The following is a 20,650-nucleotide window of genomic DNA, read 5'->3' on the forward strand; positions in this document are numbered from 1 at the left end:
TCTAAAGGAAAATGATGGATAACAATTCGCAGTCCGTGGCAGTGGAGCAGACCACTGCGGCGGCTAAGAAGACCCGCCGTCGCCGCAAGGCGAAGCGCACCATTGCCGGTGGCTTCGCTTTGGCGATTGGCCTGTCCGGTGCGGGCGTCTTGGCTTCTGCCTTGACCCCAGACGCACAGGTCGCCACGGCGGAAAAAGATGACCAAGCCCTCGTTCAGGAGGGCAAGGACATCTATGACACCGCTTGTATCACTTGCCACGGTGCCAATCTGCAGGGCATCGAAGGCCGCGGTCCCTCCCTCGTTGGCATCGGCGCTGGTTCCGTGTACTTCCAAGTACACTCTGGCCGTATGCCGATGATGTCTAACGATGCGCAGGCAGAGCGCAAGGCTCCGCGTTACACCGAGCAGCAGACTCTGGCATTGGCTGCATACGTAGCAGCCAATGGTGGCGGCGCAGACATCGTTTACAACGATGACGGAAGCGTTGCCCAGGAATCCCTGCGTGGTGCTAACTACAATGGCGAAATCCAAGCAGAAGACGTAGCGAAGGGCTCTGAGCTCTTCCGCATGAACTGTGCATCTTGCCACAACTTCACCGGCCAGGGTGGCGCGCTGTCCTCCGGTAAGTTCGCTCCTGAGCTTGCCCCGGCAAGCGAGCAGGAGATTTACCAGGCAATGCTGACCGGCCCGCAGAACATGCCTAAGTTCTCCGACCGCCAGCTGACTGCAGACGAGAAGAAGGACATCATTGCCTACCTCAAGTCTGCAAAGGAAACTCCTTCCCCAGCAGGTTGGGACCTTGGTAGCCTCGGCCCCGTAGCGGAAGGCCTGGCAATGTGGATTATCGGCATTAGCGCCCTGTGCGCCGCCGCTATGTGGATTGGATCGCGCTCATGAGCAATGTAAAGAAGAATTACACTAATGCTGAGCTCGATAAGATGAGCAACGATGAACTCGCTGCTCTAGGTACCGAGCTCGATGATGTCACCGTCGCGTTCCGCAAGGAGCGCTTCCCGGTTGAAGGCGACCCGGCTGAAAAGCGTGCGGGCCGCAACGTCGCCATCTGGCTTTTCCTGTCTGTCATCGGCGGGCTGGGATTCCTCGGCGTTTACCTGTTCTGGCCGTGGCAGTACAAGCAGCTAGGGGAGGAGGGCCACATTTGGCACACCCTCTACACTCCTTTGCTGGGTATTACCGCCGCACTCGCAATTTGTGCGTTGGGTATCGCCATTGTTCAGTACGTTAAGAAGATCCTCCCAGAGGAGATTTCCGTACAGCGTCGCCATGACGGTCCTTCCGAAGAGGTTGACCGTCGTACCTTGACCGCGTTGCTGAATGATTCTTGGAAGACTTCCACCCTTGGTCGCCGTAAGACCGTTCAGGGGCTGTTGGGCGGAGCCGGCGTTCTGTTCGGCCTGACTGTGATTGCACCGCTGGGCGGCGCAATCAAGAACCCATGGAAGGTTCGCCACAACCTGAACTACGCCGGTGACGGAACTCTGTGGACCTCCGGCTGGACCCTTCATAATGAAGGTGTCAAGCTTTACCTGGCCCGCGACACCGGTACCATCGCTGAGAAGCACTCCGGTGAAACCGGCGAGCACTACAGCACCAAGGGCGTTACCCGCCTGGTTCGCGTGCGTCCGGAGGATCTGGCAGCAGGCGGTATGGAGACCGTCTTCCCGCTGGCAGAAGAAGACGTCAACGATGGCGATAAGTACGATGCCGAGCGCGATGTCTACGAGCACCACATGCACTCAATTCACGGCAACCGCAACGCCGTGATGTTGATCCGACTGCGTCACAACGATGCGCAGAAGGCCATCGAGCGCGAAGGTCAAGAAGACTTCCACCACGGCGACTACTACGCCTACTCCAAGATCTGTACTCACATCGGTTGCCCGACCTCTCTCTATGAGGCTCAGACCAACCGAATCCTGTGTCCATGCCACCAGTCGCAGTTCGACGCTTTGCACTACGGCAAGCCGGTCTTCGGTCCTGCAGCCCGTGCACTGCCACAGCTGCCTATCACGGTGGACGACGAGGGCTACCTCGTTGCACAGGGCAACTTCATTGAGCCTGTCGGCCCGGCATTCTGGGAGCGTAAGTCATAATGAGCAATAAACTCGCCCAAATGGGCAACAATATGGATGAGCGTTATAGCGCCGCCGGTGTGCTGAGGACTCAGCTGAACAAGGTCTTCCCGACCCACTGGTCCTTCATGCTCGGTGAGATGGCGCTGTACAGCTTCATCATTCTTGTACTGACCGGTATCTACTTGGCGTTGTTCTTCGACCCTTCCATTACGAAGGTCATTTACGACGGCACCTACGCACCGTTGAACGGTGTGGAAATGTCTCGCGCTTACGCCACTGCGCTGGACATCTCTTTTGAGGTTCGTGGCGGTCTGTTTGTGCGCCAGATGCACCACTGGGCAGCCCTGCTGTTCATGATGTCCATGGTGGCTCACATGCTCCGCATCTTCTTCACCGGCGCATTCCGCCGTCCACGTGAAGCAAACTGGATCATCGGCTGCGCACTCATCTTGCTGGGCATGATCGAGGGCTTCCTCGGTTACTCCCTGCCGGATGACCTGCTTTCCGGTGTTGGTCTGCGAATCATGTCCGCCATCATCCTCGGCCTGCCTATTATCGGTACCTGGCTGCACTGGGCAATCTTCAGCGGTGACTTCCCGTCTGACCTGATGCTGGATCGTTTCTACATCCTGCACGTTCTGGTCATTCCGGGCATCATCCTCGGCCTGATTGCTGCCCACCTGATTATGGTTTGGTTCCAGAAACACACCCAGTTCCCCGGACCGGGCCGTGCCGAGAACAACGTCGTTGGTGTCCGCATTATGCCGGTCTTTGCTACCAAGGCAATTGGCATGGGCATGATGGTCGCCGGCGTACTTGCTCTGATGTCTGGTCTGCTGACCATCAACGCCATCTGGACGCTTGGACCATACAACCCGTCCCAGGTCTCCGCCGGTTCTCAGCCGGATATCTACATGCTGTGGACTGATGGTGTTGCCCGTGTCATGCCAGCTTGGGAGCTCTACATTGGCAACTACACCATTCCTTCCGCGTTCTGGGTTGCTCTGCTGTGTGGTCTGATGGTCGTACTGCTTATGGCATATCCATTCTTGGAGAAGAAGTTCACCGGTGACGATGCACACCACAACCTATTGCAGCGTCCGCGCGATGTTCCTACCCGTTCCGCTATCGGCGCAGCTGCCATCGTATTCTTCTTGCTGGTCACGCTGTCCGGTGGTAACGACCACGTAGCGCACTTCTTCCAGATTTCGCTCAACGCGATGACCTGGGTTGGTCGTATCGGCTTGATCATCTTGCCTCCGATTGCATACTTCATGACCTACCGCATCTGCGTTGGTCTGCAGCGCTCCGACCGTGAGGTTCTGGAGCACGGTATCGAGACCGGCGTTATCAAGCAGATGCCGAATGGTGCCTTCATTGAGGTTCACCAGCCGCTCGGCCCGGTTGATGCCGATGGTCACCCAGTTCCCCTCGAGTACGCAGGTGCTCAGGTTCCAAAGCAGCTCAACCAGCTCGGCTTGGCGGATTCCGAGACTCAGGGCACCTTTAGCCCTGACGATGAGGCGCTCATGCACCGCGTCCATGAAATCCACTCGGATAACCACGATGAGGAAGCGGAGATGTTCCGTCGCCTCAACGAGGCTAACCGCCGCGAGGACGAGGAAAACGGCCGCATCTAAGCCCTTTTCCTGAGGATTACTCGAAACACGCTCATAGACCCACCCTGCTCCTGCTGAAGGAGCAAGGGTGGGTTTTGCGTTTTGCTGGCCCAATACTTCTCTAGGTGCTGTTGTTATTGAGGTGTAATGCCGAAGCGCAGAAAGAGTACTGGAATGGAGCCCCTGCGCGGTGAGCGGCCTTGGAGCATGGAGGAGCAATGTTTAGACGATAAACGCGTGAGAAGTCCATGGAGTTCCTCGGCAGGCGTTCATAGCCGGGCTTGTTGTTTTCGTTTGGCGTTGTCCCTACGGGCAGTCAGGCTTCGATGCTGCTTCTTGTAGGGGCTTTCTCAAGTTCCTTGTAGTTACGCCCTATTTTCTAGTCTCGCGGTGACCTTCACTATGGGTTTCGGTTAAAGATCTGTACGCGGCGAGAGGCCGATACTGCTCGGCTATGTAGGGAGGTTCGACTGTCGTGAAGGGGCTACAGTGCGGTGGAGTAGAAGGGGTTAATTTACGGCTAAATAGGGCCATCAAATGTGTTAGTGGCTAAAGTCACAAATTAGAACTTGCTTAATTGTTGAGTGTCAGCGTTGTGAACATACGGCTTTGAGCGGTGTGGTCTAAGCTTTGATATTTATGCAGGTAGTAGGTTTATAAGTTCTGCTAGCGGTGAACTTATTTCGTTCTATGGGTGATAAGTCTCGTCTAGGTCAAGGGAAGGTAACGAACCGATAACAAAGCAAAATTGGGTAGTGCGAATGGACATCGGTTGTAATGATTTCGTAACCTATTCGAGACATTGAGTTACCGCCCGAAAGGTGCTCAATCTAAACAGAAGAATTACAGCGCCGCATCTGGCTCCTCCTACTGAGGGGCCGAGTGGAGGAAATCCTAAAGGAACGGATTTCCAACGAACGCTAGTCCCCCAGGGTCAGAGCTTCTCTTAGTAGAGAAGTAGGCGCGCAGGAAGATTTGGAGTTTTTCTCATGGCACAGCACCGTCGTCAGGGCATTAAGAACACCCGTCGAATCGCATCTACCGCAGCACTGGCTGCCACCGCAGCTGTCGTTGCGCCAGGCGTAGCGCAGGCGGCAGAGGTCGTCGTACCTAATACTGACTACCGCTTCGAGGTAGCAGGTCTGGAAAACGTCCCGAATATTGACCAGGTCCCGAACATTGACCGCTACGTTCCGTCTTTGGGCCAGGTTTCTGACCAGCAGAACACCAACTACGCAGCCGCCGGCCACAAGCAGGCAGCTCCGGCACAGCAGACCGTTGGTCAGAAGGCGCTGGCAGCAGCCCGCTCCGTTATCGGCTCCCCGTACGTTTACGGCGCTGCAGGCCCTAACGCCTTCGATTGCTCCGGCCTGACCAGCTGGGCATACGCTCAGGCTGGCAAGCAGATTCCGCGTACCTCTCAGGCACAGGCCTCCGGTGGTACTCCGGTTTCGCTGGATCAGCTGCAGCCGGGTGACATTATCGCTTACTACGGTGGTGCTTCCCACGTCGGCATCTACACCGGCCACGGCACCATCATTGACGCTTTGAACTCCGGTGTTCCGGTTCAGGAGCGCGACATGAACTACATGCCGATTCACTCCGCTGTCCGCTTCTAATAGGTTGCGGATAGAGCCCTCCCTTCCGTGGGAGGGCTTTGTTGTGCATTAGGGGGTAAAACCCGCTATAATTGATGCGATTTTTAAATTCCTCTTAGTCTAAGGGTCCTTACGTGTCTAAACGAGTACTTCCCGTAGCTGCAATCGTGGCAGCTCTTGCTGTGTCGTCGGTTTCTGGGATTTCGCAGGTAGTTGCGCAGGAAGCGGCGCCGCAACAGGAAAACGCCACGGAAGATATGGACGCGTTGGTGGAGCGCGTTGGCGAGGTTGCGCGCAAGGTTTCCGCCAAGAATGAAGAAGTAAAAGAGCTAGAAATCAAGCTCGAGGAAAAACAGGCGGAAGTCTCTGATTCTGAGAGCGCAGCCGCTGAGGCGCAAACTCGGGCGGATGAGGCGAAGGGTGACGTGACCGCGCAGCAGAGCCGCGTCGATGACCTCGCTCAGTCGCGCTACCGCGGCGATTCTCGCTCCGCTGTATCGGGAGCGCTGGCTGCAGAAAATCCTTCCGATGCAGTTGAGCGCATGGGTTACCTCGGAGCGCTTTCCCGCCAGGCGCAGCGCACCCTTGATGCAAAGGCGAGCGCCGCTTCGACGGCGGAGGGAGAAAAGCACAAGGCTACTGAAGCCGCTACTAAGGTACGCGAGGAAAAGAAGGCGCTAGAAGAGCAGCGCGAGAAGCTCCTCAAGGAAAAGGAGGAGCTGGAAAAGCAGCAAGAGGACATCGAGAAGCAGGTAGACGCCCTCGATGAGCAACAGCGTCAGGCCTGGGAAGGGCAGTTCGGCGGTACCGATAAGCCTGATATGGATTTGGGCGAGGTTGCTGATGGTGCCGCTTCCGCTGCTCTGTCGAAGCTGGGTGCACCTTATGGCTGGGGCGCTGCAGGCCCAGATCAATTTGATTGCTCTGGGCTGATGTTCTGGGCGTATCAGCAGATTGGCAAGTCGATTCCACGTACGTCGCAGGCTCAGATTGCTGGCGGCACCTCGGTACCGCTAGAGGACCTGCAGCCGGGCGATATTGTGGGTTATTACCCTGGTGTCACTCACGTGGGTATGTACATCGGTAATGGGCAGGTGGTCCATGCCTCTACCTATGGCGTGCCTGTTCAGGTGGTGCCGTTGAAGTCCATGCCGATTACCGGAACGGCGCGGTACTAAGTGGCCCGCGTTCTGCTGGTAACCAATGATTTCCCGCCCAAGATCGGCGGGATTCAGTCTTACCTCCGGGATTTTTTAGCAACCTTAGATCCGCGCGGCGTCGTGGTATTTGCCTCGACTCAGGAATCGCCGGCGGAATTCGATGCCGCGGTGGACTACAAGGTTATCCGTTGGCCTCGCCGAGTGATGCTGCCGACGCCGGCCACGGTGCGCCGCATGCAGGAGATTATCCGCGCCGAGGGCATTGACATCGTGTGGTTCGGTGCAGCTGCGCCCCTTGCCTTGATGGGCAAGGCCGCTAAAGAGGCAGGAGCCACCCGTGTGGTTGCTACAACCCACGGACACGAGGTGGGGTGGTCGATGCTGCCCGTCGCCAGGCAGTGCCTGCGCCGCATTGGTGATCACGCCGACGTCATTACTTATATCTCTGAATACACCCTGCGTCGGTTGCGCCGAGCATTTGGGCCGAATCCGCGGTGGGAGCATTTGCCTTCCGGCGTGAGTGTAGAAGGACTTTTCCCGGCCACACCGGAGCAACGTGCAGCTGCAAAGGCTGAGTTCGGTGTCAGCGGGCCGACTATCGTGTGCATATCGCGGTTCGTACCCCGCAAAGGCCAGGATCAGCTCCTACGCGCCATGCCCTTAGTACGTGGAGAATTCCCCGATACGCAGCTACTTCTTATCGGGCGCGGGCGCTATCGCCGGGCCTTAAAGGAACTGGCGGATATCTACTGCCCGGATGCAGTGATTCAAGAAGCAGAGAGCATTGAGACTGCCTTGCACGCGGCGGATATCTTTGCCATGCCGGCGCGCACTCGCGGCGGCGGTCTGGATGTTGAGGGCCTAGGCATTGTCTACTTGGAGGCCCAAGCGTGCGGCCTGCCGGTTATTGCCGGAAACTCCGGCGGAGCACCGGAGACAATGACGGAGGATACCGGAGTCGTCGTCAATGGCTCATCGGTGCAGGAACTGGCAGAGGCAGTAAAGGCTCTTTTGGCTGATCCGCAGCGTAGGCTCAGCATGGGGCAAGCGGGGCGTCGCCATGTAGAAGCTCATTGGACCTGGCGGATTATGGGCCAGCGATTGCGTCGGCTGATGTCCTGATGTGACCCTAACCAGGTTGTCGGTATATTCTGTTATGCATGCTTAAGAACAACTCCGCCGATCTCACTATCGGCTTTGACGTCGGTGGCACCAACGTGCGCGGTGGAGTGATCACTCGGGAAGGGGAAATTCTCGCGAGCCGTACCGTTCCCACTTCTATGGACGTCGAGCAACTGGAAGCGGACATAGTGGGTATCGTCGAGGAACTGCGCGCTGAATATACAGTGGATGCGGTTGGCCTCGCATTGGCGGGATTTCTGGATCCTTCGTGCGAAGTAGTGCGCTTTGCCCCGCATCTTCCATGGCGGCAAGCCCACGTGCAGGAATCGCTTTCGCGCAAGCTAGACATGCACGTGCGCTTGGAGCATGATGCAAATTCTGCTGCGTGGGGAGAATGGCGCTTTGGTGCTGGTCGTGGCGCGGAAGATTGGGTCTTTTTTGCAGTGGGAACCGGAATCGGCGCCACGCTGATGACGCATGACACCATTTACCGCGGTGCGTTCGGCACCGCACCAGAGTTTGGGCATATCGTGGTGTCTCCTAATGGGCGGCAGTGCTCGTGTGGCAAGCGTGGCTGTTTGGAGCGTTATGCCTCCGGGACTGCCTTGCCGGATACCTGCGCCGATCTGCGTGAACATTATGAGACTTCGTTGCCGGCGGAGCCTACAGGTAAAGAAATTACCCAGGCAGCGCGTAGGGGAGACCCGCTTGCTGTAGCGGTGATGGAAGACTTCAGCCGGTGGCTAGGCCAAGGCCTGTCCATTGTGGCCGATGTCCTCGATCCAGAGCTCATAGTGCTTGGCGGCGGCGTATCTCAAGACGCGGACTTGTACCTCGAAGGGGCCACCAAAGCCATGGGGCAAGATATTGTCGGGGCAGGGCATCGCCCCCTCGCACGTGTTGCCACCGCGGAATTGGGGTCTGCAGCGGGTATGATTGGCGTAGCCGATTTGGCCCGTAGCGGCCGTTAGAACGAACAAAGGACGACCTGGCGATGAAAAACAAGTGGTACTGGGCTTTTAAGTACATATTCTTCGGACCTGTCCTGCGCGTATGGAATCGCCCGTGGACCGAGGGAATTGAAAACATCCCAGCGGAAGGGCCCGCGATTTTGGTCTCGAATCACCAAGCTGTGATGGATTCTTTCTTCTTTCCTTTGGTATGCCCTCGCCAGATTACCTTTCCAGCTAAGTCGGAATATTTCACCACCCATGGGTTCGTCGGTAGCTTGCAGAAGTGGTTTTTTACTTCGGTAGGCCAAGTCCCCATCGAGCGCGATAGTGAAGACGCTGGCGATGCCATTGTGCAAACCGCAGAAAGCATCTTGTCCCGCGGGGACCTTTTCGGTATTTACCCGGAAGGCACCCGTTCTCCGGATGGACGCGTTTATAAGGGCCGCACCGGCATGGCGCGCATTGCGATGGAGACTAACCAACCGGTTTTCCCCATTGCGATGATCAACACGCGCAAAGCTAATCCCATTGGCTCGTGGATTCCTCGCCCCTTCAAGGTCGGCGTGCGGGTGGGCGACGCCATCTGGCCGCATGAGTGGGCCAAAGAGCGCGGTATGAATCCAAAAGAGCATGAGACGATCCGTGCCTTTACTGATTTTGTGATGCGCAATTTGGCCGAGATGAGCGATAAGCCTTATGTTGATGTGTACGCCTCCGATGTGAAGGCTTCACTCAAAGCTGGCCATGGTTACCCCGCCGGCGCAGAATACAAGGGGAGGTAATCACTATTCCCAAGGCCCGCTTAGCCTGGCCAGATACCGCTAAAGGCGTATCCATTATCGGCGTCGTGCTGCTGCACGTCACGCTGGTAGTTCCAGAAGGTGAGCTAACGTGGTTGGCTGCCCTAAACGTATGGCTGGACCCGCTCCGCCTACCCTTGTTCTTTCTCGTATCCGGCTATTTCTCTACCAAGATTTTTCGCTATTCTTTTAGCGAGCTATTTACTCGACGCCTGTGGTTTTTCCTCGTTCCCTATACGGCGTGGATGACCGTTGAACTATGGACCAAGCGCATCGAGTATCACTGGGTTTTCGGTGATCCCTATCTCCAGGTTACTGAGCTACTGTATAACCTGCTTTTGGGGCACACGATGGCTTGGTTTATTCACTCGCTCATTTTGTTCAATATATTTTTGTGGGCCGTGCGCAAGCTGCCAGCGTGGGCGGGCATAGGACTAAGTTTTGCACCGCTGCTTTTTATAGCCTGGCAGGACCACTATTTTTTCATCGGCAAGGCAATTATGTTCTTGCCCATTTTCGTGGGGGCGGCCTATTTGCGTGGACCAATTACGCGGTTTGCCGACGCCGCCGAAGCACCCTTCAAGGGCAACTTCCACACAGGATCGCTATGGGTATATTGTGCGGCCATCATTAGCTACATCACGGGACTGTCCCTCCGCCAAACCTGGAATGCTATCGAAGGTGACGTAGCTGTGCAGTGGCCATTGCCAGGTGGGGACGTCCTCGGCCGGGGCGATTTAGATCTCTTGATTCGCTTTGCAGAGCAAACGCTCGAAACCCCAGCGGGCATCGTCGGTGCGGTCATCATCAGCCATATTCCGGCGCTTTCCACCTTCGTAAAATTTGTCGGCCGGCACACGTTGCCCATTTACTTGGCCCACCCCATTGGTATGACGGTGGGATTCGGGTTCTTCATGGCCCACCGAGACTACGCGGTGAGCCTGGCCGGCGCGTGGCCCATGGAAAATACCTGGTTCTGGATTGGAGCCTGCTTTTTCTACTCGGCAGCGGCCTCGGTGGCACTGTGGGCGCTGGGCAAGGTACCTATCCTTGGGTGGACGCTGGTTCCACCGCGGATTGATAAGCGCCGGCCCGTCGTAGAGCCAATGGTAGCGAACAAAGAACCAGCAGGGCAGTAACGATGGCGTAATCATTGCCCACGATGTGCTGCCACCAGGCCCAGCTTAGCTCTTGGCCATTGGCATGAGGCACGAGCCAGTGCCCGCGAGCCAGAAGCGCCAGCCACGTTAGTGCGGCAAACCCCCAGTGGCGACGGGCCACCAGAAGCACTCCCGCCAAAACGAGCCAGGTAAAGTGGTGCGACCACGACACCGGCGAGCACAGCAGCGAAACTGATGCGGCCAGAAGCATGAGCACCGCTTGGTTCTCCTGTGAGAGACGCTCCATGGTAAACCAGATGAGGGCAATGACGAGGAGAACAGCTACGAGCCATAGCTTTTCGGCGTGTTCTGGGGCTAGGCGGCTGAAGAATCCGCGCAGAGATTGGTTGGAGCTATAGGCAAGGCCGCCAATGCGGTTGGAATCGCGCAACGTATCGCTCCAGTACTGGATGGAACTATGCGGATTGCAAGCAAAGGCAAGGAGACCCGCGGCTAGGAAGGCGCCTAGCGCGCTGAAAAATGCGCGCCATTCCCTGCGGACAAAGAACACGGCGAGGAATACTGCGGGGGTGAGCTTGATAGCCATTGCAATACCGGTCAGCACGCCGCGGCCACGGCTGGGGCTAAGCCAGAGGATATCCACCACCACTAGTGCGGTCAGCAAGATATTGACCTGCCCGAAGCTAAAGGTCTCCGTGATCGGCTCAGTAAGCATTGCGGCCAAAAGCGCCCAACCTGCCCAGCCAGGGCAGCGCAAAGCACGCAGAACGAGGGCTACGCAGCCCCAAAGCGCAGCAAAGGAAGCGATAGATATGAGGATGCTTGCGGCGGTGAGGGGAATCCAGCTCAATGGGACAAAAAGCAGCGCCGCAAACGGCGGGTAGGTAAAGGGGAGAGAGACATCGCGATTGCTGCCGACTAGGTAATCTTTGGCATATAAATCGCTGCCAAAGCCGGCACCGCCTTCGCGGTAAACGTCGAGGTCAATGTGGTAGTAGGTGGAGAAATGGCCGGAGAAAAGCTCCGGAATATCAATCAGCCACCAAAGGGCCACGAGGGCAGATAGGCACAAGGGAAATGCAGTAAACCACACAGACTTCTTCACGCCAGAAGTGTACAACTGTCTCTTTAAGGGGCCAATTTACCGCCCCGGATAAGGCGACGCTAGGCTTGGGAGACGTGCGCTACTTCTATGACACCGAATTTATCGAAGATGGACAGACCATTGAATTGGTCTCCATCGGCATCGTCGGTGAGAATGGCAGCGAGTACTACGCTGTGTCTACGGATTTTGATCCGGCAAAGGCCAATTCTTGGGTAAAAGACAATGTATTAGCCAAGTTGCCCAGCCCCCGGGATCCAGTGTGGAAACCTTTGGAGACCATCCGCACGGAGGTCTTTGAATTCCTGACCCAAAGTTCCACTCCGATAGAGCTGTGGGCGTGGGTGGGAGCCTACGATCACGTGGTATTGGCGCAGTTGTGGGGAGATATGGCCGGGCTGCCTAGGCGGATGCCGCGCTATACCCGCGAGCTCAAGCAGTATTGGGAGTTTGCAGGACGACCAAGCTTGCCCGCCGTGCCAAAGGGCAATCATGATGCGCTTGTCGACGCCCGCCATAACCTTGCCAAGTTCCGTGCCTGCGCCCAGGTGCTTCCGCTCTCTAAGGGCAATAGAATCAATATCTAGAATTTAACTAACGCGCTATAGGTCCTTAATGGTTAAATAGCAGTGTGAGTTGGACAGTAGATATTCCGCAAGGCGTTCTCCCGGACCTTCCACCATTGCCTGAGGGCATCGAGGAAGTCTTCCAAGACGTCATCAAGCGTGATGCAAAGCAGCAGCCAAGCTGGGATCCCTCCCAGGCCAATAACGTGCGCAAAATTCTCGAATCCGTGCCTCCTATCGTGGTTGCGCCCGAGATTGAAGCGCTCAAGAAGAAGCTGGCAGACGTTGCCCTAGGCAAGGCTTTTTTGCTGCAAGGCGGCGACTGTGCAGAAACGTTTGAGTCAAATACCGAGCCGCATATCCGCGGCAATGTGAAAACGCTGCTGCAGATGGCCGTGGTGTTGACCTATGGTGCCTCGGTTCCCGTGGTGAAACTGGGCCGCATCGCCGGCCAGTACGCCAAGCCGCGTTCCTCTGATACGGATTCTAACGGTCTGTTGAACTACCGCGGTGACATTGTCAATGGCGTGGAGCCAAGCGAGGAGGCGCGCCGTCACGACCCCGCCCGCATGATCCGCGCCTACGCAAACTCTTCGGCGGCAATGAACCTGGTACGTTCGCTAACCTCGTCTGGAACTGCGGATCTCTACCGCCTGCATGAGTGGAACCGTGAGTTCGTGCGTAAATCTCGCGCTGGTGCCCGCTACCAGGACCTAGCCCGTGAGATCGAAAACGGCCTGAACTTTATGAATGCCTGCGGCGTGCACGATGACACCTTGCGCTCTGCCGATATCTACTGCTCGCACGAAGCATTGCTGAAGGACTACGAGCGCTCCATGCTGCGCTTGGGCTTGGATAATAACGGCGATACCAAGCTCTACGATCTTTCTGCGCACCAAGTATGGATTGGTGAGCGCACTCGAGGTATCGAGGATTTCCACGTGAATTTTGCGGCGATGATTGGCAACCCAGTGGGCATCAAGCTGGGGCCAGGGGTAACCCCAGAGCAGGCCGTGGAGTACGCAGAAAGGCTCGACCCGAACCGCGAACCTGGTCGCCTGACCATGATTTCGCGCATGGGCCACGATAAGGTCCGCAGCGTTCTACCTGCCATCGTGAAGGCAGTGGAAGACTCAGGCCACAAGGTGGTTTGGCAGTCTGATCCGATGCACGGCAATACCTTTACCGCATCCAATGGTTATAAGACTCGCCACTTTGACAAGATTGTGGACGAGGTCCAAGGCTTCTTTGAGGTCCACCGTGAACTGGGCACCCATCCGGGTGGCGTGCACCTCGAGTTCACCGGTGAAGACGTCACCGAGTGCCTAGGCGGTGCCGAGGACATCACCGACGTGGACCTGCCGGGCCGCTATGAGTCTGCCGTAGATCCGCGCTTGAATACACAGCAATCGCTAGAGCTGTCCTTCCTCATTGCGGAGATGCTGCGTAACTAAATCCACAGGTTCGGCGTCATGCCATAAAGCGAAGAACCGAACCACCACCCGCCGATCGCCACCGCGCCAACAGCAATCGCTACCACTAGTAGGAAAAGAACTAGTGAAAGCGGATTGCGGTTGGTCAACGGACGCTCGGCGGGTTCTTCTTGTGCGCTGTGGACCGGTTGCTCAGGGACAGACGCCGGCACCGGTGGTGGCGCAGATGCAGCTGCCGGGGCAAACGGCTCGAGGGGGGACTCGGCCGTGGAATATGGCTGCGGTTGTGGCTGCGGCCCTGGAGCGGCCTCCGCCTGAGGCATATCCAGTTTTGTTTCAAAACTAAGGCGCTGCGGCGGGATGACTTCTGTCGGGCCACCGTCAAGATGTTCCGTTTCGTCCTGCGAGATGCTGCGAGTGGGCTCAAAGATCTCGGTGGCTCCTGTGCCAGAAAAATCCGTAGGAGCCTGTGCCGTGCGCGCTGCCGCAGCGTTCCTTGGCACGGGGATGGTCACGTCTGGGAGATCGAGCTCTCGGCAGACGTCATCGAGTGCCTCGAGAAACTCGCCGGCGTCGGAGAAGCGCTCACGGGGATCACGGGCGGTGGCGGTGGCCACGAGGGCGTCGACAAGCTTGGGCACACCAGAGATACGCGACGATGGCGCGGGGACGTCGGAATTTAAGCGGGCCGTGGCATGCGCCATGGGAGTATCGCCAGAAAAGGGAACGGTGCCGGTAAGCAGCTCGAAGAGGACAATACCGGCTGAATATACATCTGAGGCCGGGGTAATTTCCTCACCTGTGACTTGCTCTGGCGCAAGGTAGGACACGGTGCCCACAATCATGTTTGTCGTGGCTTCGGCATTGGTGGCGCGCACCAGCCCAAAATCGCCCACCTTTACTCGGTGGTGGGAGGTAATAAGCACATTATCGGGTTTGATGTCGCGGTGGATGAGCCCGGTGGAATGCACCTCCTCTAGGCCGCGGAGAACATTGCGCAGGGTAGAGGTGGCCGCCTGCACTGGGAAGGGGCCGCCTTCGGCCAGAAGCTCGCGCAGCGTACCGCCATCGATGAGCTCCATGATGAGGTAGATGGGCTCACCATCGGCCGAAAAGTCGTGAATAGCCACGAGGTTGGGATGCTGCAAACGAGCCATGGCGCGGGCCTCGCGCGAAAAGCGCTTGATAAAAACTGGGTCATCGGAATAGCGCTCGTCCATGACCTTGGCCGCTACCGCTCGCCCAAGCCGCATGTCCACGCAACGATAGACGGTAGACATGCCACCGCGGGCAATGGGGCGATCGATGCGGTAACGGTTTTCCAGTACGTCACCAATTTCCAACCTAGTCATGCTTCCCAGTATGGCTGATCCTCTAGCCCGCGTTAAAGTAGAGAACGTGATTAATGCAGAAAAATCCCTAGATACCTTGCTCGCTAACGAAGAACTGCTCAGCATGCAGCAAGTAGCAGAAAAGCTAGGCTTGCCCATTACGCGCGCCTATGACCTGCTGCAGGACCGAAAGTTCATCGCCTGGGATTCCCCAGAAGGAAAGCGGGTGCCGCTGGCCTTCTTCAATGATAAAGGTGTCATTGCCAAGCATGTGACCGCGGCGATTACCGTATTGACCGACGGCGGCTATAAGGACACCGAAATCTTCAAGCACCTCTTTACTGAGGATGATTCACTGCCGGGCCGCCCCATCGATGCCTTGCATGGTCACCTCGCCCGCGAGGTTATCCGGCGTGCTCAGGCTGCCGCTTTTTAGGCACGCCTTCAAATATCCACTGAATGGCAAACCATGCCACCACGATCATCCCGATGACCCAGAACCAGTTGTAGAGCTGGTGATTGCCATCGCCGGAGAAGGAGACGCCGATAAACAGGGCCACGCCGGAGGCGAATTTAATAAGCCATAATGGCGGCCGGAACGTGCCCATCAGGGTAAAGATGGAGGCGTAATACCACGGCAAGGTCACGGCATTGAAGACAAAGGCGACCTGGTAGGCGGCCGCGGTGCCCATGACAGCGTCGCGGTCGTCCTTGCGGCATAGCCACCACACCGCCACCAGTCCGATGAGCATGCAGGCCATTGCGATGCTGCGCAAGACAGCCAGGATGGCGTTATAGGAAGCATCCGGCATAAAGATTTGCACGGCGGGGAAGATTACATCAGTGGCTAGGGTTGGCCCCGCAAGCGGGTTGATCACCTTGGAATTGCCGCTTACCTGAGACAACCAGCCCCAAGACGTTCCCGAAATCCATGTGATGAGGGCTACCGCAGCGATGATTTCTACCAGCGCAGTTAGGCCAGAAAGCACAAAGACGAATAGCGACCGCCACTTGCTAGAGCCTTTGGGCGCGTAGTAGTGAAGCATCATCCATACAATGAAAGGTGCCGCAATGACGGCAGTGGCCTTCATCGCCACTGCCGTGCCTACGAGGAGGAGGGCGGCGTGGAAATGCCTGTTCAAAGCTGCTAGCAGCCCGATAGATACGAGACCCACCATGAGAGATTCATTGTGCATGCCGCCGATGAGGTGCAAGATAATGACTGGGTTTGCCACGCCGAGCCACAAAGCTACCGCCGGATCAGCGCCGAGTTTCGAAGCGATGCGGGGGATAGACCAAGCGATGGTGATAAAACCTAATAGGGAAAGAACCTTATACGCGGCGACACCTGCGGTGACGTTGTCACCCACCAAGCCGGTGACCAATTCACCTATCCATAAATGAAGGGGGCCATAGGGCGTGGTGGTATTGCGCCAGTCCTGGGAAACCTCAAGAAGGAAGGGGCCTGGATTGACAGCAGCACCTTCGGTATAAGGATCGAAGCCGTCGCGGACCATTGCGCCCTGCATGAGATAGGAATACACATCGCGCGAAGCCAGGGGACCGGCAAATACAAGGGGAGTGACCCAGGCAAAGAGGATGCGCTGGATATCGCGTAAGCCGCCCTTGGGGCGAGGGTTAGTAAGCTGCGGGCGAATAATGGTGCGCCCAGCGAGTACCCAAGCCGCAGCTAAGAGGAAAATGCCCACCCAGTACAGCGCAAGACCGAGATTGCGCCCGTGACCATAAGACAAGAAGCCAATATTTAGCGCCTCAAGGAGCCCGCCGCGGTTCCGGGTAGCGCCGCCGGAGAATGAGGCAAACAGCAAAATACAGGATGCCGATAATCCCAGTGGTAGCGCGCGCGGAATGGGAAAGGAGTACGTCTTTGACACGGCAAAAACCTACTTGTGGCGAGCCGTGGCCTTGATTGCCAACTGCTCTAGGGTTTCGGTTACCGCGGGATCTACTCGTGCGGCGCGCAGGTGCTGCAAACCGGATTGCGTCAGTGATGCGATGCGGCGCTCAATCTCTTCCGGTGCGCCCGAATCAGCGATAATCTGCGCTAAGCGCGATAGCTCCTGGGGATCTGAGGTGTGACCGATGAGCTTGCGTAGGGTGGCCGCAGCCTGCGGGTCGGATTCATCCGCGCGACGAAGCGCTAGCGCCAAAAGCTCGGTGCGTTTTCCTTCGCGCAGATCATCACCGGCAGGTTTGCCGGTTACGGCGGGATCGCCAAAGACACCCAATTGATCGTCGCGCAACTGGTAGGCAATGCCGATATCTTGCCCGTAGCCGCGGAAGGCTGCGATAAGTTCTTCGCTAGCACCGGCAATCGAGGCGCCCAAGTGCAATGGGCGTTCAATGGTATAGGCGGCCGTTTTATAGCGGTTGACGGAATTGGCAAGCTCTACGGATTCGGAACCGGCCGCCTCCAAAGAGATATCTAAAAGTTGTCCGCCAATGACTTCAGTTCGCATGCCGCGCCACGGGCTGCGAGCTCGGTGTAAAGCTGCCGCACTAAGACCGGAGTCCTGGAACATGTCCTCCGCATACACCAGCGCTAGATCGCCGACCAAGATTGCTACGGACGTGCCAAAAAATTCTGGGTCCCCCAAGTATCCCGACTCGCGGTGCAGCTTTTCGACGCCTCGGTGCACCGTAGGATTGCCGCGCCGGGTATTTGAAGCATCGATAATGTCATCATGGATGAGCGCACATGCCTGGATAAATTCCAGGGAAGCGGCCGCGCGGAGCATGGCCTCCGGGTCTTCTTCTCCGCGACCAGCAGCGAGGTAGCCCGCCCAGGCATAGGTGGGGCGCACCCGCTTGCCGCCGTCAAGCACGAAGGATTCCAAAAAGCTCACGGCCTTAGTTACAGGGGCACCAATTGCGGCCACCTGCTCTCGGCGTTGATCAAGAAAGGCAGCGAGTTCTTCGCGTACCGCACCGGGAATGTCCGCCAGCTCAGGAATATTTTGCATAGTCACATCCCACACGATACCGCCTAGAGCACTTAAGAAATAACAGAGGTTTACAGCGGCAGCCTAGCGCCCAAGATGGCAAAAGGGCGGGCATCGGCGGGGTAGAGGTGATTGCGGAGGACATCGAAAAAACCGGCGGACCTATAGAGGCGGAAGGCACCGTTGTCCTCGTTTGGTACTTCAGGCGTGGACAATAGGGCATAACGCGCCGGGGCATTCCATAACACTCCCTCTAAGAGCTTTTTACCCAGGCCGTGTCCCTGGTATTGCGGCAATACGTGGATCTCCGCCAATTCGTAGTAGTTGCGTACGATGTCCCACTGCTCTTCAGTGGGACCGCCTTGCAAACGTAGCCCGCGACGAAGCTCAGCGTCCCACCAGCTATCCGGAGAACCTAGAAACCCATAGGACACCCCAACGATGCCGTCGTCCTGGGTGGCTATCTGCGCGCTGAATCCAGGGCGCGTCAAGTCACGTCGCCAGCTGGAGATGCGGCTGTGCACGATGGCGGGGTTGTAGTTCATTGCCTCGATATGGATTTCAACCAATTGAGGGGCCAGTAAGGAAAACTCCGGCGGGGTTAGGCGGCGAATTTCAAAGCTCACAGTATCTATGACACCAGAAGTCTGGCCCAGAGGCGGACAGTGGGACGAACTCTGTCTTTCGGACGCGGTGTTAAAAAGTCGAACAATCGGCCTTATAGAACCTTGTGCGCAGGGTATACCCTTGTCTAATTCGAACAGGTGCACTATTCTTAAGGGTGAAATGTCCGGCGGCTTCCTTAGGGTCAATGGGCAAAACCAACGACGTTATTTATTTAGTTAAGGACAAAGGCAATGGCACAGATTATTTCGGCAACGCGTACCCGTTCTAATGGCCGGGCGGGCGGCAAGCGAGCGCGGTTCCTCTTTCAGGCTCGAGAATTATTGGATGCCGCACGCGGTTATGCGGCTGAGGGGAGGTTCGATCAAGCTTTAGAGGTGGCGTACCAATCGGCCCTTCGCACCGCGGGGGCGCGGGTAGCTGCATCGGCGGTGGCTCGACGTCGCCGCCTCCCCTCTAGCGCATGGGACCGGCTAGCGCTCGTAGGTGTGGAGGAAAAGCGGTGGGCTGAATCTTTTAAGGGCTATTCGCGTACCCGCGCTCGCGTAGCATCGGGCTTGGATGAAGTCCCGGGCGAGGATTTTGTCTACGGTCTTATGCAGCGTGCTGCACAGTTCTTGGATGAAAGTGAGTTAGAGACTTCTTTTGGCTCTTTTGCTGCGTAGTCACTGCGTGGGGGCGCTCACTACCTTTTAGGGAACATACTGATTATTCTGGGCGTTAGTATAAGTAGAACTATTGCCGCCCGAAGCCCAATCCCTAGTTGGAGGAACAGTGTCTCTTTCTGAACAGGAGCAGCGTACGCTCCGTGAAATTGAGGAATCGTTACTTGCTGATGATCCTAAGTTTGGCGCTTCCGTTTCTGAGCCTGCGTCGTTCGGTGGCTCTGGCGGCGCGGTAACCCTGCGTGGTGTAGCACTCGTTGTTGTCGGTCTATGCATGCTCATTGGCGGTGTTGCCCTCGCGCAACAGAGTCTGTGGTTTATTGCGCTTTCCATTGCGGGCTTTTTAGTGATGTTTGCCGCTGGTGTGTGGATGCTGCGCGGTGATGGCTCCGGCTATTCGGTGAAGAAGCGTGATTCTGGTGCCCGTGCAAAGAAGTCTGCCGCCCGTAGGGGCGGAGTCAGCGATAAGCTGGAGGAAAACTTCCGCCGCCGTTTTGAGGGGCGTTAGCGCTTCTCATTTTCAAGCTCACCCCGGTCGACCTAGCAAAGGTTGACCGGGGATTTTTTGTATCCAACCAAAAATCCCCACTTTGCCCCACCGGAGAAGCGTTCGGTGGGCTGTTGTGGGGTAGCTTTCCCGTAGGCCCAGTCAAAACGCCTTGATAACACAGGATATGGGGGAGGTGAGGGAATCGGGGCGCATTATATTGGTGTTACGGGTGGGGTGTAAGAGGTGGCTGTAGTGGGCTGTCAAGGCTTTTTAGGGGATTTCTTCCCACTGAAAAAACCGCTATCTAGCTGCAGGAAATTGTGGACTAACTGAAGGACACGCGGCAATAAGTGGGTTAGGTGGGGGAAAGTGGGGTAGAGTGGGGCGCAGCGGAGGAAAGAGGGGCTTCAATGTCTCGATTCTGAAGTGAGAGAATCCGGAGTTTTCGAGTAAGGAAGGTGGATGCCGGGATGTTTCTCGGAACCTACACTCCGAAGCTCGATGACAAAGGACGTCTTACGCTTCCGGCAAAGTTTCGCGATGAACTCGCGGGTGGCCTCATGGTCACCAAGGGGCAGGACCACTCGCTGGCCGTGTACCCACGGGAGGAGTTTGCGGCACGAGCACGGAAGGCAGCGGCGGTTTCTCGAACCAACCCAGAAGCACGCGCTTTCATTCGCAACTTGGCAGCAAGTGCGGACGAACAGCGGCCGGACGGGCATGGTCGAATCACGTTGTCCGCGGGGCATCGGGAGTACGCGAACCTGTCCAAGGAATGCGTTGTGGTTGGCTCTGTGGACTTTCTCGAAATTTGGGACGCGGCCGCGTGGGCCGAGTACCAGTCGCAAACTGAAGATGCTTATTCGGCCGCAGATGCCGATGACGTACTGGCGGGCTTGCTCTAAGCCTGCACAAGAGTGCGTGTAAGGACTCTGTCCGAGGCGGATGATTCTGGTGTACTTCCCCGATATCAGAAACCTGCCTCGGACAGGGCCCTATACGCAC

Annotated in this window: 20 protein-coding genes; 15 read left to right on the forward strand and 5 right to left on the reverse strand. The window is 57.0% G+C overall.

The features are described 5' to 3' along the window. The first annotated feature begins 11 nt into the window (after positions 1-11). The 9 genes from qcrC (at position 12) to WMP97_RS00600 (ending at position 10,489) form a co-directional block, all read left to right on the forward strand. A complete protein-coding gene (gene qcrC / locus WMP97_RS00560; RefSeq protein ID WP_049361051.1) occupies positions 12-899 on the forward strand; it encodes a cytochrome bc1 complex diheme cytochrome c subunit in 888 nt (295 codons plus the stop codon). Next, a complete protein-coding gene (gene qcrA / locus WMP97_RS00565) occupies positions 896-2,116 on the forward strand; it encodes a cytochrome bc1 complex Rieske iron-sulfur subunit (RefSeq protein WP_023021176.1) in 1,221 nt (406 codons plus the stop codon). The genes qcrC and qcrA overlap by 4 nt, the downstream gene beginning before the upstream one ends. Beyond that, entirely contained in the window at positions 2,116-3,738 is a 1,623-nt protein-coding gene (gene qcrB, locus WMP97_RS00570) for a cytochrome bc1 complex cytochrome b subunit (protein ID WP_023021177.1), read from the forward strand. The genes qcrA and qcrB overlap by 1 nt, the downstream gene beginning before the upstream one ends. A 968-nt stretch (positions 3,739-4,706) precedes the next feature. Continuing rightward, positions 4,707-5,336 carry a C40 family peptidase gene (locus WMP97_RS00575; RefSeq protein WP_200288857.1) on the forward strand — a complete coding sequence of 210 codons (630 nt, stop codon included), beginning with the start codon at positions 4,707-4,709 and terminating at the stop codon, positions 5,334-5,336. A 113-nt stretch (positions 5,337-5,449) separates the two neighbouring features. After that, positions 5,450-6,493 (forward strand): C40 family peptidase, encoded by a 1,044-nt coding sequence (locus WMP97_RS00580; protein ID WP_200288858.1) that lies wholly within the window; start codon positions 5,450-5,452, stop codon positions 6,491-6,493. Further along, positions 6,494-7,597 carry a glycosyltransferase family 4 protein gene (locus WMP97_RS00585; RefSeq protein ID WP_340439612.1) on the forward strand — a complete coding sequence of 368 codons (1,104 nt, stop codon included), beginning with the start codon at positions 6,494-6,496 and terminating at the stop codon, positions 7,595-7,597. It begins immediately after the preceding gene. A 38-nt stretch (positions 7,598-7,635) separates the two neighbouring features. Further along, positions 7,636-8,568, forward strand: a complete 933-nt coding sequence (locus WMP97_RS00590) for an ROK family protein (protein WP_239204393.1) — start codon at positions 7,636-7,638, stop codon at positions 8,566-8,568. Between the two features lie 23 nt (positions 8,569-8,591). Then, the gene (locus tag WMP97_RS00595) at positions 8,592-9,332 is read left to right on the forward strand and encodes a lysophospholipid acyltransferase family protein (protein ID WP_340439614.1); all 741 of its coding nucleotides are present in this window, start codon (positions 8,592-8,594) and stop codon (positions 9,330-9,332) included. Between the two features lie 65 nt (positions 9,333-9,397). Beyond that, a complete protein-coding gene (locus WMP97_RS00600; RefSeq protein ID WP_340439615.1) occupies positions 9,398-10,489 on the forward strand; it encodes a hypothetical protein in 1,092 nt (363 codons plus the stop codon). Here the strand turns inward: WMP97_RS00600 and WMP97_RS00605 are convergent. Further along, positions 10,395-11,576, reverse strand: coding sequence for a glycosyltransferase 87 family protein (locus WMP97_RS00605; RefSeq protein ID WP_340439616.1), 1,182 nt, complete (start codon positions 11,574-11,576; stop codon positions 10,395-10,397). The genes WMP97_RS00600 and WMP97_RS00605 overlap by 95 nt on opposite strands. Positions 11,577-11,650: 74 nt before the next feature. Between WMP97_RS00605 and WMP97_RS00610 the strand changes: the two genes are divergently transcribed. Continuing rightward, positions 11,651-12,160: a polyadenylate-specific 3'-exoribonuclease AS gene (locus WMP97_RS00610; protein WP_239204554.1), complete on the forward strand. Its 510-nt coding sequence runs from the start codon at positions 11,651-11,653 to the stop codon at positions 12,158-12,160. 44 nt (positions 12,161-12,204) lie between these two features. Then, positions 12,205-13,593 carry a class II 3-deoxy-7-phosphoheptulonate synthase gene (locus WMP97_RS00615; RefSeq protein WP_023021186.1) on the forward strand — a complete coding sequence of 463 codons (1,389 nt, stop codon included), beginning with the start codon at positions 12,205-12,207 and terminating at the stop codon, positions 13,591-13,593. On the opposite strand, the gene WMP97_RS00620 is transcribed toward WMP97_RS00615, so the two are convergent. Next, complete coding sequence (locus WMP97_RS00620; protein ID WP_023021187.1) at positions 13,590-14,924, reverse strand: protein kinase domain-containing protein; 1,335 nt, start codon at positions 14,922-14,924, stop codon at positions 13,590-13,592. The two genes, WMP97_RS00615 and WMP97_RS00620, sit on opposite strands and share 4 nt — an antisense overlap. A gap of 10 nt (positions 14,925-14,934) precedes the next feature. On the opposite strand from WMP97_RS00620, the gene WMP97_RS00625 reads away from it, so the two are divergent. Further along, positions 14,935-15,339 carry an Rv2175c family DNA-binding protein gene (locus tag WMP97_RS00625; protein WP_340439617.1) on the forward strand — a complete coding sequence of 135 codons (405 nt, stop codon included), beginning with the start codon at positions 14,935-14,937 and terminating at the stop codon, positions 15,337-15,339. On the opposite strand, the gene WMP97_RS00630 is transcribed toward WMP97_RS00625, so the two are convergent. From WMP97_RS00630 to WMP97_RS00640, 3 genes are read right to left on the reverse strand one after another with little or no spacing between them, the layout of a single operon-like run. Continuing rightward, the gene (locus WMP97_RS00630; protein ID WP_239204385.1) at positions 15,308-16,798 is read right to left on the reverse strand and encodes an alpha-(1->6)-mannopyranosyltransferase A; all 1,491 of its coding nucleotides are present in this window, start codon (positions 16,796-16,798) and stop codon (positions 15,308-15,310) included. The genes WMP97_RS00625 and WMP97_RS00630 overlap by 32 nt on opposite strands. Positions 16,799-16,807: 9 nt before the next feature. Further along, positions 16,808-17,887 carry a polyprenyl synthetase family protein gene (locus WMP97_RS00635; protein WP_034655886.1) on the reverse strand — a complete coding sequence of 360 codons (1,080 nt, stop codon included), beginning with the start codon at positions 17,885-17,887 and terminating at the stop codon, positions 16,808-16,810. 50 nt (positions 17,888-17,937) lie between these two features. Continuing rightward, positions 17,938-18,492 (reverse strand): GNAT family N-acetyltransferase, encoded by a 555-nt coding sequence (locus WMP97_RS00640; protein WP_340439618.1) that lies wholly within the window; start codon positions 18,490-18,492, stop codon positions 17,938-17,940. A gap of 231 nt (positions 18,493-18,723) precedes the next feature. Between WMP97_RS00640 and WMP97_RS00645 the strand changes: the two genes are divergently transcribed. The 3 genes from WMP97_RS00645 to mraZ all read left to right on the forward strand — a co-directional run bounded on the left by WMP97_RS00645 (position 18,724) and on the right by mraZ (position 20,550). Next, complete coding sequence (locus WMP97_RS00645; RefSeq protein WP_086587385.1) at positions 18,724-19,155, forward strand: SAV_6107 family HEPN domain-containing protein; 432 nt, start codon at positions 18,724-18,726, stop codon at positions 19,153-19,155. A 109-nt stretch (positions 19,156-19,264) separates the two neighbouring features. Beyond that, positions 19,265-19,663, forward strand: coding sequence for a DUF3040 domain-containing protein (locus WMP97_RS00650; RefSeq protein WP_086587386.1), 399 nt, complete (start codon positions 19,265-19,267; stop codon positions 19,661-19,663). Between the two features lie 452 nt (positions 19,664-20,115). After that, positions 20,116-20,550 (forward strand): division/cell wall cluster transcriptional repressor MraZ, encoded by a 435-nt coding sequence (mraZ, locus tag WMP97_RS00655; RefSeq protein WP_005324499.1) that lies wholly within the window; start codon positions 20,116-20,118, stop codon positions 20,548-20,550. Positions 20,551-20,650: the final 100 nt, after the last annotated feature.

The sequence above is a fragment of the Corynebacterium sp. KPL4072 genome (assembly GCF_037908395.1).
GTDB lineage: Bacteria > Actinomycetota > Actinomycetes > Mycobacteriales > Mycobacteriaceae > Corynebacterium > Corynebacterium kefirresidentii.

Bases quoted from the DNA above. Each gene is read 5' to 3' on its own strand.
- qcrC (WP_049361051.1), top strand. From the start codon at position 12: ATGATGGATAACAATTCGCAGTCCGTGGCAGTGGAGCAGACCACTGCG.
- qcrA (WP_023021176.1), top strand. From the start codon at position 896: ATGAGCAATGTAAAGAAGAATTACACTAATGCTGAGCTCGATAAGATG.
- qcrB (WP_023021177.1), top strand. From the start codon at position 2,116: ATGAGCAATAAACTCGCCCAAATGGGCAACAATATGGATGAGCGTTAT.
- WMP97_RS00575 (WP_200288857.1), top strand. From the start codon at position 4,707: ATGGCACAGCACCGTCGTCAGGGCATTAAGAACACCCGTCGAATCGCA.
- WMP97_RS00590 (WP_239204393.1), top strand. From the start codon at position 7,636: ATGCTTAAGAACAACTCCGCCGATCTCACTATCGGCTTTGACGTCGGT.
- WMP97_RS00595 (WP_340439614.1), top strand. From the start codon at position 8,592: ATGAAAAACAAGTGGTACTGGGCTTTTAAGTACATATTCTTCGGACCT.
- WMP97_RS00620 (WP_023021187.1), bottom strand. From the start codon at position 14,924: ATGACTAGGTTGGAAATTGGTGACGTACTGGAAAACCGTTACCGCATC.
- WMP97_RS00625 (WP_340439617.1), top strand. From the start codon at position 14,935: ATGGCTGATCCTCTAGCCCGCGTTAAAGTAGAGAACGTGATTAATGCA.
- WMP97_RS00635 (WP_034655886.1), bottom strand. From the start codon at position 17,887: ATGCAAAATATTCCTGAGCTGGCGGACATTCCCGGTGCGGTACGCGAA.
- WMP97_RS00645 (WP_086587385.1), top strand. From the start codon at position 18,724: ATGGCACAGATTATTTCGGCAACGCGTACCCGTTCTAATGGCCGGGCG.
- mraZ (WP_005324499.1), top strand. From the start codon at position 20,116: ATGTTTCTCGGAACCTACACTCCGAAGCTCGATGACAAAGGACGTCTT.